This is a genomic window from Furfurilactobacillus entadae, assembly GCF_045862745.1.
Taxonomy (GTDB): Bacteria; Bacillota; Bacilli; order Lactobacillales; family Lactobacillaceae; genus Furfurilactobacillus; species Furfurilactobacillus entadae.
In genome coordinates this window covers 1-17,120 of record NZ_BQXN01000020.1, presented here as the reverse complement: position 1 = coordinate 17,120, position 17,120 = coordinate 1, and the positions used below count along the sequence as shown (strand labels likewise).

Sequence of the window (17,120 nt, the reverse complement as noted above, 5' to 3'; positions counted from 1 at the left end):
TCATTAGTTCAATTCAGTTCTTGTCGGTTTATAAAGGAGCGGATAGGCGATGAATGCAAAATCTTTATATCATACAACCGTGACAAACAAAGATGGTCTCGTTGGTGAAAGCTACGTTGAAGGAAATGAAGGACTTGCGCTGGGGGTTAGTAGTTCGCTTGTTGATGCACCCGGAACGAACCCAGAACAATTCATCGGCTTTGCGTTAAGCACCTGTTTCAACGCAACGCTGCAAATTGTTGAAAAGCGCCACCACATTGTTCCAGACACAGAGATCAGCACCCGTGTTGATATTTTGAAAGACACCGTTGGCTATAAGTTTGATGTGAGTGCCAAAATTATTTTTAGAGATACCGACTATGGGACGGCGCAACCGCTAGTTGATGAAGCACTGGACGAATGTCCGGTTGCCAAGTTGCTAAAGGATAATGAGAACGTGAAGTTTATCATTGTCGGCGGCCCTGACGATAGTGCCACGACCTTTGGTGAGTAACCAGGACTAAAAGTGAATCACAATTAAAAATAGTGAACGGCTTGGCTTCGAATTTTTTCGACGTCAAGCCGTTTTTAGATTTAATGAATGTTAGTTTAATGATAAAAACGAGTGAAATGGCATCTATGATATAATAATCTTCAGCATAATTTAGAAGACAAGCAATGACCGGTCCTTTGTAGACTAGTTAGTCGTAAAATGGGTTAGAAATTCATGTAAGAATCGTGGAGGGTGAAAACGGGGTTATGAAGAGAATTGAATGGATCGATGTGGTCCGCGGGATGGCGATACTTTTGATTATCATTGGTCATTCGCTGTATGTGTATTCATTTTCGAATCTTGCTAAAGTCATATTTGCAGTTCATGTACCAGTTTTCTTCGTCCTTTCTGGATACTTATTTAAAGAACGTGACTGGAAAAAAACGACAACTGGATTGTCCACAAATGTCTTATTACCGTATTTTGGAACTTCAATAATTATTGTGGCAATTTCCTGGATTGCATTATCATTTCCCGGCATTAAAGGACTTACTGGTTTTGATAGCCTACCGCATGCGATTTTAGCAGCATTATATGGCATCGGGACACCCAGCAAACTTCCTGGTAGCCAGGGGCTTATTGTTCCCGCAATTGGCGCAATTTGGTTCTTGCTAGCAATGTTTGTTGGTAATTTAATGTTTAATTTAACGTTAAAGGTAACGAAGCGGGCCAAGGCACAACTTGTATGGATGTTAGTGATTGCCGTTGTGTTAGCAACGATTGGGTTTGGAACCGTTAAATTTATCTTGCTCCCCTGGTCGATAAACGCTGCGTTGATTAGTCAGGTCTTTTATTGGTTTGGCTACGCACTAAAACAGTATGACCTGGTAGAGCGATGGTACTGGTCCTACTTACTTGGTGGGATAATTCTATGGGCGTTGTCAGCGTGGTCAGGCTTCTTCTATCTCAACGTTGGGTTTGCAGCAAACCCGATTTTGGCAAGTCTTGGCGGGATGGGCGGAAGTTATGGGTTGATTCTCCTTGCAAAATTTATTGCTGAAAAGACGCCACGGATGTCGTGGACATGGCTAACGTGGTTTGGCCGTGAATCACTCATTGTTATGTGTTTTCATGATGTTGACTTAGATAATTTTAAAATTGCTGGTAAGCTTTTCACACTCAGTAGCTCACACCTGAATAATGTGATTGGCGTAATTATTGTGATTATCTACCACGTCATTTTTGTCAGTGTGGTAATTCTCTTAATTCCTTATCTTCCAATTGTTCGGAGTGTTTACATGCACCGACAGTTTAGTTTTGGCCGTCGGAAAAAGCAGCCCGCATAAAGGCGGGCCTTATAACAAATTTAAAAGACAGACCATGGTGACTATGTTTCAGCTTAGTCACCATGGTCTGTCTTTTATTTAAAGTGTGATGAATTTTTAATTTATCCAAGTGCCAATGATTTTCATAAACTAGTTTAGTGCTAATACACGAATGAAAGGGTTGCGTGGTATAATTTCCGTTGTATTCAATTTGTACGAAATGAGGGCTTAAACGAACCATGATGACTTTTAAAGAACTGGACGAGGCGGCGTACCTAGCGTTCGAACAGCAACATCCACAGGGTAGTTACACTCAGATTCCTGAGCAAAAGAAGGTTCTTGATCAGCGGAGCTGGACCTCGGCCTACGTTGGGGTGGTTGATGAAAACGACCATATTCTTGCAGCGGGCTTGTTAAACTGGCGAAAGCTACACCTCGGCTATTTATTTGAAGTCGCCGGTGGTCCGATGATGGATTATAACGATGCAGCACTCGTTAAGACGATGACAGATGGGATCGTGGCCTTTGCCAAGGCCCGTCACGGCCTTGTTCTGCGGTGGCTTCCCAACGTTGTTCACCGTGAATTCGGTGATGATGGAACGGTTTTGGCCACTGAAAATGAACAAGCCATTACCAACCTAACAACGGCAGGATTTACCCGGATTCCGTTTACACCCGGGTTTTCAACGTTAGCTGTGGGCTATCAATTTGTTAAGAAACTGACGGGCTTAACCCCAGACACGTTGGTCAAGAGTTATCAAAAGGACGCACAGTATGCGTTAAAGAAAACGCAACAATTTGGGATCACACTGCGGGAATTAAGCTACGATGACTTACCACGGTTTAAAGAATTTACGCAAGCAACGGCTGACCGGCTCAACTTTCATGATAAACCGTTAGATTATTATCAAAAGACGTACAAGGCCTTTGGAAAACACGTTAAGTTTATTTTTGCAGAACTGAACTTTAAGACTTACATGGCAAGTCAGCGGGACCAAGCGGATAAACTCCAGGGTGAGGTGGATAAGTTAGACGCCCAGCTGGTGGAGAAACCCCACAATAAGCATTTGAAGGGGCAACGCCGTGAATTGGCTGATCAAATTCAGCAGCACGAGAAGCGGATTAAGGAAGCCCAGCAGTTTGAACAGGCGGATGGGTCGACGACGGTTCTGTCCGGGGCGATGTTTTTTGTTCAGCCGCAAGAAGTGGCGTACATGTTTAGCTTTACTAATGAAGCGTTTAAGAAATTTTACGCACCGTATATGATCCAGGATCACATGATGCGGGTTGCGGTGGACAACGGGTGCCGGTTGTATAACTTCTATGGTGTTTCGGGTGTGTTTGATGGCTCAGACGGTGTGTTGAAGTTTAAACAGTCGTTTAACGGGGTCACGCAAGAAATGCTGGGGACGTTTGTTAAACCGATCCGGCCGGTCCAGTACCGACTGTATGAATTATTGAAACGCGTTCTTGGCCGTGGTGTCGACGATTAATAAGAGAATGTTGTAGTGCGACCGGTTTTCCAAACGTTTGGGATGCCGGTCGTTTTTGTTTAAGCGGCTAATTTTGATTGATATGGGGTTGCTTTAGAGTGGACTTGAAGGGGTAAACTGGTTTTGTTGAAGCACTTTTTTAAAGAACATGATGATTGAAAACGTGGAGGAACAGGATGAAAACAGCAATTTTTGTAAAACCAGGACAGATGGAAGTTCAGCAGTTACCTAAGCCAACAGTTAAACACGATACTGACGCCGTGATTCGGGTGGTTCGGGCCTGCGTGTGCGGGTCAGATCTATGGTGGTACCGGGGGATTTCGCAACGACCGTTGAACACACCGGCAGGCCATGAAGCAATCGGGGTGGTTGAACAGGTCGGGAACGCAGTCACAGCTGTTACACCAGGGGATTTTGTGATTGTGCCGTTTACTCACGGATGTGGGCATTGTGCAGCCTGCAAGGCCGGCTATGACGGAAATTGTCTAAACGCTGGCGAACTGGATGACGAAGTGGTTGGTTATCAAAGTGAATTCCTTCGTTTTAAAAATGCAAATTGGGCGCTGGTTAAAATTCCCGGGCAACCGGCAGATTATACGGACGATCAGTTAAATGATCTCTTGAGTTTGGCTGATGTTATGGCGACGGGGTACCACGCGGCAACCAGTGCTGGCGTAACGGCCGGCGATACGGTGGTTGTAATGGGTGATGGTGCCGTTGGTCTGTGCGGTGTGATCGCGGCGAAGATGCTCGGTGCAACCCGGATCATTGCCATGAGTCGGCATGAGGATCGGCAGGCGCTGGCAAAAGAATTCGGTGCAACGGACATCGTTTCTGAACGTGGTGATGAAGCGGTGGCCCGCGTTCAAGCATTGACGGACGGTGGGGCCGATGCCGTGTTGGAATGTGTCGGCACGGAACAGTCAGTTGCGACAGCAGTGGCCGTTGGTCGGCCCGGCGCAATCGTGGGCCGGGTTGGTGTGCCCCAAAAGGCAGAGATGAACACAAACGCGTTATTCTGGCGGAATGTTGGCCTGCGCGGTGGGATTGCATCCGTTACAACGGATGACCGGGCTGTGTTACTTGATGCCGTTTTAACCGGGACCACCCATCCGGGGCGTGTCTTTACCCAGCGGTTTGGCTTAGACGAGGTTGAAGCAGCGTATGAAGCAATGGATCAACGAACAGCCATTAAGTCATTACTCGTTGTGTCAGATTAAACCGGCACGCAAGAAAATATAGGTGATCATACAGCACTAACAAACCGGTCATTCGCCACCACGTACAGTTGCGTGATGGCGAATGACCGGTTTACGTTAAGCAGCGAATTATTGGTATGAACGTGGAGATCTTAAGCAAACGAATTTAGAAGTAAGAATGCTTAACAAATGTGAGGGACGAGTGGCATACTTATTAATAGTAAGTAAGAAGGGAAGTCTTAATCATGACAGTAGTAAATGGATATGAACAAAGTGATCGTGAAGAGAAGCTAACAATCGTTAATTTGGAGTCACTTGAAGCACGTGCAAAGGAAATCATGCCAACGGGTGGTTTTGGTTACGTTGCTGGTGGGGCAGAAAATGAGTGGACAATGCATGAAAATCGGGATGCGTTTAATCACCGGCAAATTGCACCACGCGCATTAAGCAACATCGAGAATCCAGACCTATCGACGGAAGTATTTGGGATCAAGCTGAAGACGCCAATCATGATGGCGCCAACGGCTGCTCAGGGGCTGGCTCACTCCCAAGGGGAAGTAGATACAGCACGCGGACTGGCTGCTGTTGGTGGGTTGATGGCCCAAAGTACTTATTCTTCTAAATCAATTTCAGAGACTGCTGCCGCCGCTCCTGAGGCGCCTCAGTTCTTCCAACTGTACATGAGTAAGGACTGGGACTTTAACCATCACTTACTTGATGAGGCTGTTAAAGCAGGGGTCAAAGCCATTATTTTAACGGTTGACGCCACGTTGGGCGGCTACCGTGAAGCTGATATTGTTAATGATTTTGCCTTCCCAATTCCGATGCCAAACCTGGTTAGTTACAGTAATGGGACCGGCCAAGGCAAAGGAATCAGCGAAATTTATGCTTCAGCTGCGCAAAAGATTGGTCCTGATGATGTAAAACGAATTGCTGATTACACCCACCTTCCAGTAATCGTTAAGGGGATTCAAACACCAGAAGATGCTCGTTTAGCCATTGCGGCGGGCGCACAAGGTGTCTGGGTTTCTAATCATGGTGGCCGGCAACTAAATGGTGGCCCAGCATCCTTTGATGTGTTGGAAGATGTTGCCAAGGCAGTTGAGGGTGAAGTACCAGTTATTTTTGATAGCGGTGTTCGGCGCGGTTCGGATGCGTTTAAGGCACTCGCCAGTGGCGCCGATTTGGTCGCATTTGGCCGGCCAACAATTTATGGTCTGGCACTTGGTGGTGCATTAGGTGTTCAATCTGTTTATGAACATATTAATGAAGAATTGCAGATTGTGATGCAATTGGCTGGCACAAAAACGATTCAAGATGTTAAAAAGACCGACTTACTGAAGCTTCAGTATTAGGTCAATCGTGAAATAAACGGTTTGAGCAGTGCTTTTGGCACAGGGCTCAAACCGTTTTTAGTTGGTGTGGTTCACGGGGCGACGATGAAACCTGGGTAATATTGGCAACGATTTTCGGGGGCTTATAGGTTCAATACTGGTGTAAATGACGTATAATGAGAATATTCTAATTTAGATGAGAGGATATATTATGGCTGAAATAACCCGCTTTTATGATCAGTTCCAACCAACGAACTACCAAGTTTTCTTAGAGATTGACCGTGAGCAAAAGCTCATCAGCGGCCGGACCATTATTATGGGCTCGGCAGTAACACCAAACATTGCGGTTCATCAAAAGAATCTGCATGTAACTGCTGTTAAAGCAGATGAAGTTGCTGTTCCGTTTACCGTCGATGATTCAGCTGACGCCCTGAACATCGAACTATCAGAAGCAGGGGTCGTTGGGCTAACCATTACGTATACGGCACCACTGACGGATACGATGATGGGCATTTATCCGTCTTATTACAACGTGGATGGTGAACAAAAGGAAATCATCGGAACCCAGTTTGAGACAACGTTTGCACGCCAGGCCTTTCCGTGTGTGGATGAACCTGAGGCAAAGGCAACGTTTGATCTAGCCATCAAGTTTGATGAACAACCAGGTGAGACCATTTTAAGCAACATGCCAGAAGTGCGGCATGAGGATGGAGTTCACTACTTCGATACAACCATGCGGATATCAACGTACCTTGTTGCCTTTGCGTTTGGTGACCTACAAAGTAAGCAAACGACAACGACCAGCGGTGTCCAAGTCGGTGTGTTCTCAACTAAGGCTCATAAAGAAAATGAGCTTGATTTCGCATTGGACATTGCAAAACGCTCAATTGAATTTTATGAAGATTTTTACCAAACACCATATCCATTGCCGCATTCATGGCAGTTAGCGCTGCCTGATTTTTCGGCGGGGGCCATGGAGAACTGGGGCCTTGTGACCTATCGTGAAGCATATTTGGTGCTTGATCCTGACAACACAGCGTTAGCGACAAAGCAATTAGTGGCCACGGTGATTGCCCATGAACTCGCCCACCAGTGGTTTGGTGATTTAGTGACCATGAAGTGGTGGGATGATCTGTGGTTAAACGAAAGTTTTGCCAACATGATGGAATATGTGGCCATTGATGCGCTTGAACCAGAATGGCACATCTGGGATAGTTTCCAAGCCGGGGATGTCCCAGCGGCCTTGCAACGGGACGCAACGGCTGGGGTTCAGTCAGTTCACGTTCAGGTGAATGATCCAGCGGAAATTGACGCCCTGTTTGACGCTGCAATCGTGTACGCAAAGGGAGCCCGGATGCTGGTCATGGTTCGTGCGTTGATCGGTGATGACGCGCTTCGTGCTGGCTTAGCCGCGTACTTTGAAGCGCACCATTTCGACAATGCGACCGGCGCAGATCTGTGGGCTGCGTTAGGCACCGCTGCAAAGATGGATGTTGGGGCAATCATGACCTCATGGTTAGAACAACCGGGGTACCCCGTTGTGCATGCAGCGGTGGTTGATGGTCAATTGACGATCTCACAAGAACAGTTCTTTATCGGAGAAAAGCAGGATGCTGGTCGTTTGTGGCAAATTCCGCTCAGCAGTAATTACGAGCAAGTTCCGACGTTATTCACACAACCAACGCAACAACTGGGGGACTATGAACAACTTCGCCAACAAAACGGCAAGCCATTCCGGTTAAACGTGGGGAACAATGCCCATTTCGTCGTTGATTACGACGACACATTAATGACTGATCTGTTGAACCATCCAGCGGATCTTGATGCCAACGCACAACTGCAATTATTGCAGGACGCTCGGTTATTGGCTGATGGGCAACAGATTAGCTCTGCGACGATCATTCCGTTACTGCAACGGTTCAGTGGGAGTGAACAGGCAATTGTGACGGATGCCTTAAATCAGGGGGCAAATAATCTGAAAAAATTTGTCGAACCGGAAACAACGGCTGAAACAAGCCTCCAGTTGTTCTTTAATCATTTGAGCGCTGGTGCGGTGAGTCGCCTCGGGTGGTCAGCAAAAGCAACGGATTCAAACGACGATCAGTTGAGCCGACCACTGGTGTTGAGCGCGGCATTGTACGGTCAAAACGCCGACGCAATTGCGGCAGCCCACCAATTATTTACTGACAATGAAGCGCATTTGGATCAACTACCAGCCGCCATTCGGCCACTAGTTCTTCGTAATGAAGTTAAACACTTCAACCGGCAAGAATTATTTGATCAACTTTTGCAAGCTTATCAAGATAGCTCAGATGCAAGCTATAAGGGGGCCCTTTGCAGTGCCTTGACCAGCACAACAGAACCCACCCAAATTGCGGCGTTGATTGCTGTATTTGAAAATGCGGCGGTCATTAAACCACAAGATTTGCGTGCTTGGTATGCTGGTGTTTTGAGTAATCCTGCTGGCCAACAGGCGGCATGGGACTGGTTACGAAATGACTGGGCATGGTTGGATAAAACGGTTGGTGGCGACATGGAATTTGCCACGTTCATTACGGTGACGGCACGTGCGTTTAGAACGGCGACACGGTTGGCTGAGTTTAAGGCCTTCTTTGAACCGAAACTGACTGTTCCAGGGCTCACTCGTGAAATTGAGATGGACATCAAGGTGATTGAAGGACGCGTAAAGCTTATTGATGATGAGCAAGCGGCCGTTAATGATGCAATTACAACGGCCTTGACGCAGTTCTAATGGAGGAAATTGAAATGGTGACACGGTGTGACTGGGCGGATTCGTCACCACTGATGCAGGCGTATCACGATCATGAGTGGGGGAAACCACTGCATGATGATCATGCGTTATTTGAACTGATGTGCATGGAAACGTATCAGGCCGGATTGTCGTGGCAAACGGTGTTGAATAAACGGGCAGCATTTAATGAAGACTTTAAGGGCTATGACGTTGCTGTCGTTGCCGAGATGAGTCCGGAAGATTGGGAACCATTTTTGCAGGATGAGCGAATCATTCGGCACCGGGGTAAGCTGGCGGCGACGGTGAACAATGCGCAGGCGTTTCAACGGATTCAGGCAGCGTTTGGATCATTTGCAACGTATTGGTGGGCCTTTGTGGATAACCAGACCCAAATGAACGATGTGCCAACTATGACGGCAGTTCCGGGAAAAACGGATCTGTCCGTGGCGATTGCGAAGGATCTGAAAAAGCGGGGCTTTAAGTTTATGGGCCCCGTGGCAACATATGCGTACATGCAGGCAACAGGCATGGTGAATGATCACCTGAATGACTGCGAATTCAAAAATTAAGAGCGAAAAAATCCGCGTTGAGGCCCCCTCTGTTAACCCCACCACCATTAATGGATGATTTTCAAAATAAGCATGTAAGCAAACAAAAAATGCCTAGCTCCCGTTGTGAGGGGACTAGGCATTTTGATTAGGCAAAAACGAGGAGCAGATAACAAACCAACTCAAACAACATGTAGGCAGTTGGAACGTATTTCTGTTTGAGCGCCGGGAAGTTATTCATAAACAGGTAGGTTACTGCAATGACACCAATAGCGCATACCCCGATCAATGATCGGCGCAACCACAAAGTGACGAGGATCAGCAAGACACCACTGATGAGGGCAGTTACGTTACGGCGCCGGGATTCAGTTTCAAAAATCGGGACCGTAAAGAAGGTTTGGCAGGCAAGCAGTGGGAGCAAATTGAGTAAAAACGTGGGTGACAAATATTGGTTTTGAAAGAAGAAGATGGCGCTGGAAACGGGAAACGTCGAGAGGATCGCATAAATAATCAATCCCCAAACGTTTTGAAGTTTTAACCACCGCATTTCGACGGCGAGCCAGAAGCCGGAAAACATCAAAAGCATCACCAAAATTTCGATGTTTCCTCGAATGATGCCTGAGAACGCCAGAAGTAGGCTAACTAAAATGGGAACGTGAGCCCAAAGTGATTTAAAGTTTGCTTGGAACATCAAAAAACTGGTCGCACTAATTGTGATTGTATAGGCCAGTAATAGCAATTGGTTGCCTTGAAAGGTGCCGCCAGTGATCCGGCCGTAGTGAAGTGGATAACTCCACCAGATGAGGTTTTGGGCAATGACAAAAATGAGGGTCAATTGCCAGGGCAGGTTGGTGAACCAGTCTGTGACGGTTCGGGAAGAACGTGTTTCAGTTGGCATGGTGACTCCTTTGCTGAACATAATATCTCTTTCCATGCTAATCAACTTTGTTGAGTTGGTCAACGGGCAGTCGCTTTTTTTAATGATTAGAACGTGTTAGTATATGTAAGTTATAAGTTTCGTTCCCGATAGGATAAGCCGCTAGCTCGCGAATGCCTGCTAGTCGACTTAGAGGCCTTGTAACCGGAAAAAAAGATGGGGGAAATTAAAGTATGCAAGAGCGTCATTTATTTACATCTGAATCTGTTTCAGAGGGCCACCCAGATAAAATTGCTGATCAAATTAGCGATGCCATTCTGGATGCCATTTTAGCGCAAGATCCAACCGCACGGGTCGCGTGTGAAACGTCCGTGACGACCGGCTTGGTGCTGGTCTTTGGAGAAATCTCAACGTCTGCGTATGTTGACATTCAAAAGACCGTTCGGGACACAATTAAAGGCATCGGCTATAACGATGCTAGCATTGGTTTCGATGGCGACACTTGTGCCGTGTTAGTGGCAATTGATGAACAATCATCAGATATTGCCCAGGGGGTCGACGACGCCCTAGAACACCGTGATGGTGAAGTTGATCCACTGGACCAAATTGGGGCTGGTGATCAAGGGATGATGTTTGGTTATGCCATTGACGAAACGCCGGAGTTAATGCCGTTACCAATCGCATTAAGCCACGCCTTAATGCGCCAGATTGCGCGACTACGTAAGGATGGCACCATTAGCTACTTACGGCCAGACGCAAAGGCACAAGTGACTGTGGAATATGACGATGACAACCAGCCGGTCCGTGTTGATACGGTGGTGTTATCCACGCAACATGATGAAGATGTCACGTTGGATCAGATTCATGATGACATCATCGAAAAAGTTGTTAAGGCTGTGATCCCGGCGAAGTTATTGGATGATCAAACGAAGTATCTGATTAACCCAACGGGCCGGTTTGTAATCGGTGGTCCACAAGGCGACGCTGGTTTGACGGGGCGGAAGGTCATTGTTGACACCTATGGTGGGTTTGCTCGCCATGGTGGCGGTGCCTTTTCTGGAAAGGATGCCACTAAGGTTGACCGCTCGGCCTCATACGCAGCCCGTTACATTGCAAAAAACATTGTGGCTGCTGGGTTAGCGCACCGGGTCGAAGTTCAGTTGGCCTATGCCATTGGGGTGGCCCAACCCGTTTCCATTTCTGTCGATACGTTTGGAACAGGGCGTGTTAGTGAGGCAACGCTGGCTGCTGCAATTCGTGACGTCTTCGATCTTCGACCTGCCGGCATCATCAAGATGCTGGATCTCCAACGGCCAATTTACAAGCAGACGGCAGCATATGGCCACTTTGGTCGGCCTGACCTGAACCTGCCGTGGGAACAAACGGATAAGGTGACCGCGTTAACGGATGCCGTTGCAAAGCACTAACATTAACTAAATTATTGAATTTGAACCACGACCCTCCGGTAGACAGGACGACTACAGCTACCAGGGGTCTTTTTTTAATCAAGGAGGATTTTATGGCGAAACGCACGAACACAACGAACGTGACGCTGGTAACGGTGGCCATTTTTGTTGCAACGTTTATGTCGGCAGTCGAAGGGACCATTGTGTCAACGGCGATGCCAACGATTATTGGTGATTTACACGGAGTGACCCTGATGAACTGGGTCTTCTCCATCTATTTACTGACGAATTCACTGGCAACGCCAATTTACGGAAAACTCTCGGATCGAATTGGGCGAAAGCCCGTTTTCTTATTTGGGCTGGCGGTCTTCATTTTTGGGTCGATGATGAGTGGCCTGTCGAATTCCATGATGACCTTGATCTTCTGGCGGGCGATTCAGGGAATTGGTGCCGGAACCATTATGCCGGTCTCGTTCACGATCATTGCGGACATTTATCCGTTTGAAAAACGGGCACAGGTGGCCGGGTTAAACGGAGCGGCATGGGGCATTGCTTCCGTTGTTGCGCCGTTACTTGGTGGTTTTATCGTTGATCAATTGAGTTGGCACTGGGTTTTTTTCATTAACATTCCGATCGGGCTATTGACCATGTTAATGATCATGGTTTACCTCCACGAACCGCGTCAAGAACGGCCAACGGCACCGTTAGATCTGGCGGGGAGCGCGTGGTTGACCTTGATGCTATTAGGGTTGATGTATGGGTTTCAGGTTCTTGGCGAGGCGCCGCTTTCGTGGTGGCTTGTTGGAACAAGCTTTTTGTTAGCGGTGGTGGGGCTCATCGGCTTCATTCACCAGGAACGGCGGGCTGAGGATCCAATTATTGATTTAGCGCTGTTTAATAACCGAACGTTTGTGATTCAAAACTTAACGGCTGCGTTGGTCAGCGGCTACCTTGTATGTTTTGATGTGTACATTCCAACCTGGACGCAAGGACTATTGGGGCTGCGGGCGTCCGAAGCTGGATTTGCGATCACACCATCGTCTGTCATGTGGATCGTTGGTTCGTTTATTGCGGGTAAAATTATGGGAAAACTGACACCGCGCCAGGTGGTGTCGATCAGCACGACCATTGTGTTAGTTGGGGCGATTGTTCTGGTTCTTCTCCCCGTGCAACCGGCGTTCTGGGTCTTCCTAGTTATTTCCGCGGAACTAGGTGTTGGGTTTGGCTTAACGATCACCAGTACCTCCGTGACGACCCAACACTTAGTCGATCCCAAAATTATCGGCATGGCGACATCGTTCAATACACTGTCCAGAAGTTTGGGGCAAACGTTTATGCTAGCCGTGTATGGCATCGTAATGAATACAACACTAGCGCATGGTGCAGAGACGCACGCCCATGTCAGTGTGGGGATGTTAAATGATCTGATTAATCCACAGACAGCGCGTGACTTGCCGGCTCATTTGATGCCGACGCTCCGTCAGATTATGAGTCAGGGTGTGCACAACGTCTTCTGGGTGGCCCTTGGGTTAGTCGTTGTGGCATTACTCGCAAACATTATTTTTGATCGCCCAAAAACAACGGTCGCTGATTCAAAATAAGTTAAAAAAATCCGGGTACCAGGACGCATTAATTGTCCTAGCAACCGGATTTTTAGTGGTTATCGTTTTTCAATGGCGAGCAAATAAGGGGGCTGATGCTGCTGGTTAATAAAGCCGTAGTGAAGCACCTGAAACTGCTTTTGTGGTAGGTGGCGGACAAAGTCGGTGACAAGATCGGCCTCCGTTTGTCCACCAGGATGGCCCGTGTAAACCACAATGGTAATGAGGCCACCACGGCGTAAATGATCACAACAGGTTTGAAGGGCCGCGATGGTCGTTTGCCCGCGTGTAATCAAACTATGATCCCCACCCGGAAGGTAACCGAGGTTAAACATGGCCGCACTGATCATTGTGTTGTCATTAATGTGGTCAACCAGATGTTCATGACCATCGTGAATGAGCGCCACCTGGGGCCGCAATCCGGTTAAAGTTAGCATGGTTGCCGTTTCATCCAGCGCGGCTTGCTGAATGTCAAAGGCCAGGACGTGGCCTGTTTTGCCAACCCGTGCTGCTAAGAAGCGGGTATCATTTCCCTGGCCCACCGTGGCGTCAACAACGGTATCACCCAGTTGAATTGTGGGTTCTAAAAGCTGATGACTAAACGAAAGCGCGTTATTAAGTGGCATGAGCAAATCTCCTTACCAAATTTTGATTGCAGGAACCGTTGTTGTTTTAAAGAATGCGTAACGAACGTAGAACAATTCGCAGAGTGCAAGACCCACGCCGGCTGCAACATCACTTGGATAATGGACACCAAGGTAAATCCGACTGAGGCACACACCGATAATGGCAAGAATCAACAGGGTGTCGAAGACAAGGCGAAGGGCGAGGCGATCCACATACAGGTTGCACAGGAGAATGAGGGACCCGTACATGAGCGTCACGTTCATGGCGTGACCACTGGGGAAACTATAGCCAGACGCACTGACAAGGTGAAACAATGTTGGCCGGGGCCGCTCGACAAGTTGTTTGGCAATTTGATTGATAATGAGGGCGCCGACCCCCACGTTGACCAAAAAGAACGCCGCACCAAGCCGCTTTTTCCGCCACCATAATCCGGCAAAGAAGACGAGCATCACGAATAAGGTAATGTGCGGATTGCCCAAGCGGGTAACGTTTTGAAAGAACCATGTCCGTTCTGGGGTTACGGGTTGGCGGATGAGGTGCGTTAATTGATGATCGAATCCGGCAAGCCAGTGGGCATCTGTGAGGACGCCGCTCAGTAACAAAATGAAAATGACGGCACCACCACCAGCAAACGCCCAGCGCCAGCGTTGCCATTGGGAACGAGAAAATATTAAGATAATTATGACCCCCAGTTTTATCTCTTAGTATAGCATGATGTTTTCTGGCCTGACTTGCCAAGCCTCCGCGAATTTGCTATGCTATGAACAATAATTTTAACAGGTTAACAGTGACGGATCAGTAGTGAACGACCAGACCTTAAGCGAGCTGACGGGGGTGCGAGTCAGCGGTTTGATGTTTACGAACTCGCCGGGATTCACTGAGCGATTGAACCCGCGTTAAGCGGTGTGTAGACCACTTCGTTTGTCAGCGTTAATGACTAAAGTGTTCACCAGCAATGGTGAAAAGATAGGTGGCACCGCGGAGAGATTCGCCCTATTGGTTGTGATGAGACAACCAGTAGGGCTTTTTTTGTCCAGTTTGACCTGTATGAAATGTCATGAAGGAGGCACAATATGCCGTACGATCATAATGAGATTGAAAAAAAGTGGCAAAAATTTTGGGATAAGGATAAGACCTTTAAAACACCTGATTTTGCCGATAAACCAAAGTATTACGCGTTAGATATGTTCCCTTACCCATCTGGTCAGGGGTTACACGTTGGTCATCCGGAAGGGTACACAGCAACGGATGCAATGAGCCGGTTGAAGCGGATGCAAGGGTTTAACGTGCTCCACCCAATGGGCTGGGATGCCTTTGGTTTGCCCGCAGAACAGTACGCACTAAAGACGGGGCACAACCCCAAGGGCTTTACGGATCAAAACGTTGATGTTTTTCGGCGTCAGGTGAAATCATTAGGGTTCTCATACGACTGGGATCGGGAAATTAACACGACAGACCCGGCCTACTACAAGTGGACGCAATGGATTTTTGAACAGCTGTACAAACGTGGTTTAGCTTACGAAGACGAAATTATGGTCAATTGGGCCCCTGACTTCATGGGTGGAACGGTTGTCGCTAACGAAGAGGTCGTGGACGGCAAGACCGAACGTGGTGGCTACCCCGTATACCGGGTCCCAATGCGGCAGTGGGTGCTAAAAATCACGGCTTACGCTGACCGGTTAATTGATGACTTGGAAGACCTTGATTGGCCTGAAAGTATCAAAGAACAACAACGTAACTGGATCGGCCGTTCCGAAGGGGCCAGTGTTTTCTTTGACGTTGATGGCGCCGATGAAACAAAGATCGAGGTGTTTACGACGCGCGCCGACACGCTTTTTGGGGTCTCATACCTTGTTTTAGCACCTGAACACCCATTGGTCGACCAAATTACAACGCCGGAACAAAAAGCGGCTGTGCTGGCCTACCACAAAGAAATCGAATCTAAATCTGACCTTGAACGGACAGACTTAAATAAGGATAAAACTGGTGTGTTCACCGGTGCTTACGGAATCAACCCAATCAACGGTGAACGGTTACCAATTTGGATCGCCGACTATGTGTTGGCGTCTTACGGAACGGGTGCTGTAATGGCAGTCCCAGCGCATGATCCTCGTGATTACGAGTTTGCAATGAAGTTTAACCTGCCGTTGAAGGAAGTTATTGAAGGCGGCGACCTAAGCCAGGAAGTTTACACAGGCGATGGGAAGCACATCAATTCTGGCTTTTTGGACGGCATGGATAAAGCAACGGCCATTAAGGCAGCCATCGAATGGATCACTGAACATCACGTTGGGGCCAAGAAGGTGAACTACCGGCTTCGGGACTGGATTTTCAGTCGCCAACGTTACTGGGGTGAACCAATTCCCGTTATCCACTGGGATGACGGCGAAACAACGTTGGTTCCCGAAAATGAATTGCCATTGACGTTACCTGACACCGATCAATTGGAACCTTCCGGCACGGGTGAAAGTCCACTGGCAAACATTGACGACTGGGTGAACGTTACTGATGAAAACGGGCGTCACGGAAAACGGGATACCAACACCATGCCACAATGGGCTGGCTCATCATGGTACTTCTTGCGCTACATTGATCCACATAACGATCAAGCGTTGGCAGATCCAGAAAAACTCAAGTATTGGTTGCCGGTTGACCTCTACATTGGTGGGGCTGAACACGCGGTGCTTCACTTGTTGTACGCTCGGTTCTGGCATAAAGTGCTGTATGACCTGGGTGTCGTGCCAACCAAGGAACCCTTCCAAAAGTTGGTTAACCAGGGCATGATTCTTGGTGATAACCATGAAAAGATGTCGAAATCAAAGGGGAACGTGATCAACCCTGATGAAATCGTCGATAAGTACGGGGCCGATACTTTACGGCTGTACGAAATGTTCATGGGACCACTGGAAGAATCGAAGCCATGGAGTGAGGACGGCATTAACGGGTCATACAAGTGGATTCAACGGGTATGGCGGTTGATGATCGATGAAAACAACCATCTGCGTGACCGGGTCACGACCATTAATGACGGTAAACTGGATAAAGTTTACAACGAAACGGTCAAAAAGGTCACTGAGGACTACGAGCGGATGCACTTTAACACCGCGATTTCGCAGATGATGGTTTTTGTAAACGAAGCCAACAAGGTGGACGCACTTCCAGTTGAGTACATGGAAGGCTTCATTAAAATGTTAGCGCCGTTGGTACCACACGTTGCCGAAGAACTGTGGAGTTACTTCCATGTTTCTGACACAATTAGTTACCAACCATGGCCAACGTTTGATGAAAGCAAACTTGTGGAAGCAACGGTTGAAGTTGTCTTGCAAGTTAATGGAAAAGTGAAGGGGCACGCAACGGTTGATAAGGACATCAGTAAAGATGACCTTGAAGCCATTGCCATGGCTGATGAGCATATACAAAAGGCATTAGCTGGATTAACAATCCGAAAAGCCATCGTTGTCCCAGGCAAACTGGTCAACGTTGTGG

General features: G+C 47.8%; 13 protein-coding genes, 1 riboswitch and 1 other annotated feature. Of the genes, 10 read left to right on the top strand and 3 right to left on the bottom strand.

The annotated features are described in order from the left end of the window. Positions 1–49 precede the first annotated feature (49 nt). The 7 genes from ACKTR5_RS08660 to ACKTR5_RS08630 all read left to right on the top strand — a co-directional run bounded on the left by ACKTR5_RS08660 (position 50) and on the right by ACKTR5_RS08630 (position 9,144). Positions 50–493, top strand: coding sequence for an OsmC family protein (locus ACKTR5_RS08660; RefSeq protein ID WP_407880831.1), 444 nt, complete (start codon positions 50–52; stop codon positions 491–493). Positions 494–738: 245 nt separating this feature from the next. Continuing rightward, on the top strand, positions 739–1,818 hold the full coding sequence (locus ACKTR5_RS08655) for an acyltransferase family protein (protein WP_407880830.1): 1,080 nt from the start codon (positions 739–741) through the stop codon (positions 1,816–1,818). Between the two features lie 218 nt (positions 1,819–2,036). Then, the gene (locus tag ACKTR5_RS08650) at positions 2,037–3,290 is read left to right on the top strand and encodes an aminoacyltransferase (RefSeq protein WP_407880828.1); all 1,254 of its coding nucleotides are present in this window, start codon (positions 2,037–2,039) and stop codon (positions 3,288–3,290) included. A 176-nt stretch (positions 3,291–3,466) separates the two neighbouring features. Further along, positions 3,467–4,510, top strand: a complete 1,044-nt coding sequence (locus tag ACKTR5_RS08645) for a zinc-binding dehydrogenase (RefSeq protein WP_407880826.1) — start codon at positions 3,467–3,469, stop codon at positions 4,508–4,510. Positions 4,511–4,734: 224 nt separating this feature from the next. Beyond that, positions 4,735–5,844 (top strand): lactate oxidase, encoded by a 1,110-nt coding sequence (locus ACKTR5_RS08640; RefSeq protein ID WP_407880824.1) that lies wholly within the window; start codon positions 4,735–4,737, stop codon positions 5,842–5,844. A 190-nt stretch (positions 5,845–6,034) separates the two neighbouring features. Then, complete coding sequence (locus ACKTR5_RS08635; protein WP_407880822.1) at positions 6,035–8,575, top strand: M1 family metallopeptidase; 2,541 nt, start codon at positions 6,035–6,037, stop codon at positions 8,573–8,575. A gap of 14 nt (positions 8,576–8,589) precedes the next feature. Further along, positions 8,590–9,144: a DNA-3-methyladenine glycosylase I gene (locus tag ACKTR5_RS08630; RefSeq protein WP_407880821.1), complete on the top strand. Its 555-nt coding sequence runs from the start codon at positions 8,590–8,592 to the stop codon at positions 9,142–9,144. 127 nt (positions 9,145–9,271) lie between these two features. Here ACKTR5_RS08630 and ACKTR5_RS08625 read toward each other — a convergent pair whose 3' ends face one another. After that, the gene (locus ACKTR5_RS08625; RefSeq protein ID WP_407880820.1) at positions 9,272–10,021 is read right to left on the bottom strand and encodes a hypothetical protein; all 750 of its coding nucleotides are present in this window, start codon (positions 10,019–10,021) and stop codon (positions 9,272–9,274) included. Positions 10,022–10,126: 105 nt separating this feature from the next. Beyond that, positions 10,127–10,236, top strand: a riboswitch (SMK box riboswitch). On the opposite strand from ACKTR5_RS08625, the gene metK reads away from it, so the two are divergent. Continuing rightward, on the top strand, positions 10,234–11,427 hold the full coding sequence (gene metK, locus ACKTR5_RS08620) for a methionine adenosyltransferase (RefSeq protein ID WP_407880818.1): 1,194 nt from the start codon (positions 10,234–10,236) through the stop codon (positions 11,425–11,427). Its footprint overlaps the riboswitch before it by 3 nt. 92 nt (positions 11,428–11,519) lie before the next feature. Continuing rightward, positions 11,520–13,007, top strand: coding sequence for an MDR family MFS transporter (locus tag ACKTR5_RS08615; protein WP_407880817.1), 1,488 nt, complete (start codon positions 11,520–11,522; stop codon positions 13,005–13,007). Between the two features lie 59 nt (positions 13,008–13,066). On the opposite strand, the gene ACKTR5_RS08610 is transcribed toward ACKTR5_RS08615, so the two are convergent. Then, positions 13,067–13,633: a class I SAM-dependent methyltransferase gene (locus ACKTR5_RS08610; protein ID WP_407880815.1), complete on the bottom strand. Its 567-nt coding sequence runs from the start codon at positions 13,631–13,633 to the stop codon at positions 13,067–13,069. 12 nt (positions 13,634–13,645) lie between these two features. After that, positions 13,646–14,236 (bottom strand): phosphatase PAP2 family protein, encoded by a 591-nt coding sequence (locus tag ACKTR5_RS08605; protein WP_407880813.1) that lies wholly within the window; start codon positions 14,234–14,236, stop codon positions 13,646–13,648. A gap of 179 nt (positions 14,237–14,415) precedes the next feature. Further along, positions 14,416–14,633: a binding site (T-box leader), on the top strand. A 74-nt stretch (positions 14,634–14,707) separates the two neighbouring features. On the opposite strand from ACKTR5_RS08605, the gene leuS reads away from it, so the two are divergent. Continuing rightward, a partial coding sequence (leuS, locus tag ACKTR5_RS08600; RefSeq protein WP_407880811.1) for a leucine--tRNA ligase occupies positions 14,708–17,120 on the top strand: 2,413 nt, incomplete at its 3' end.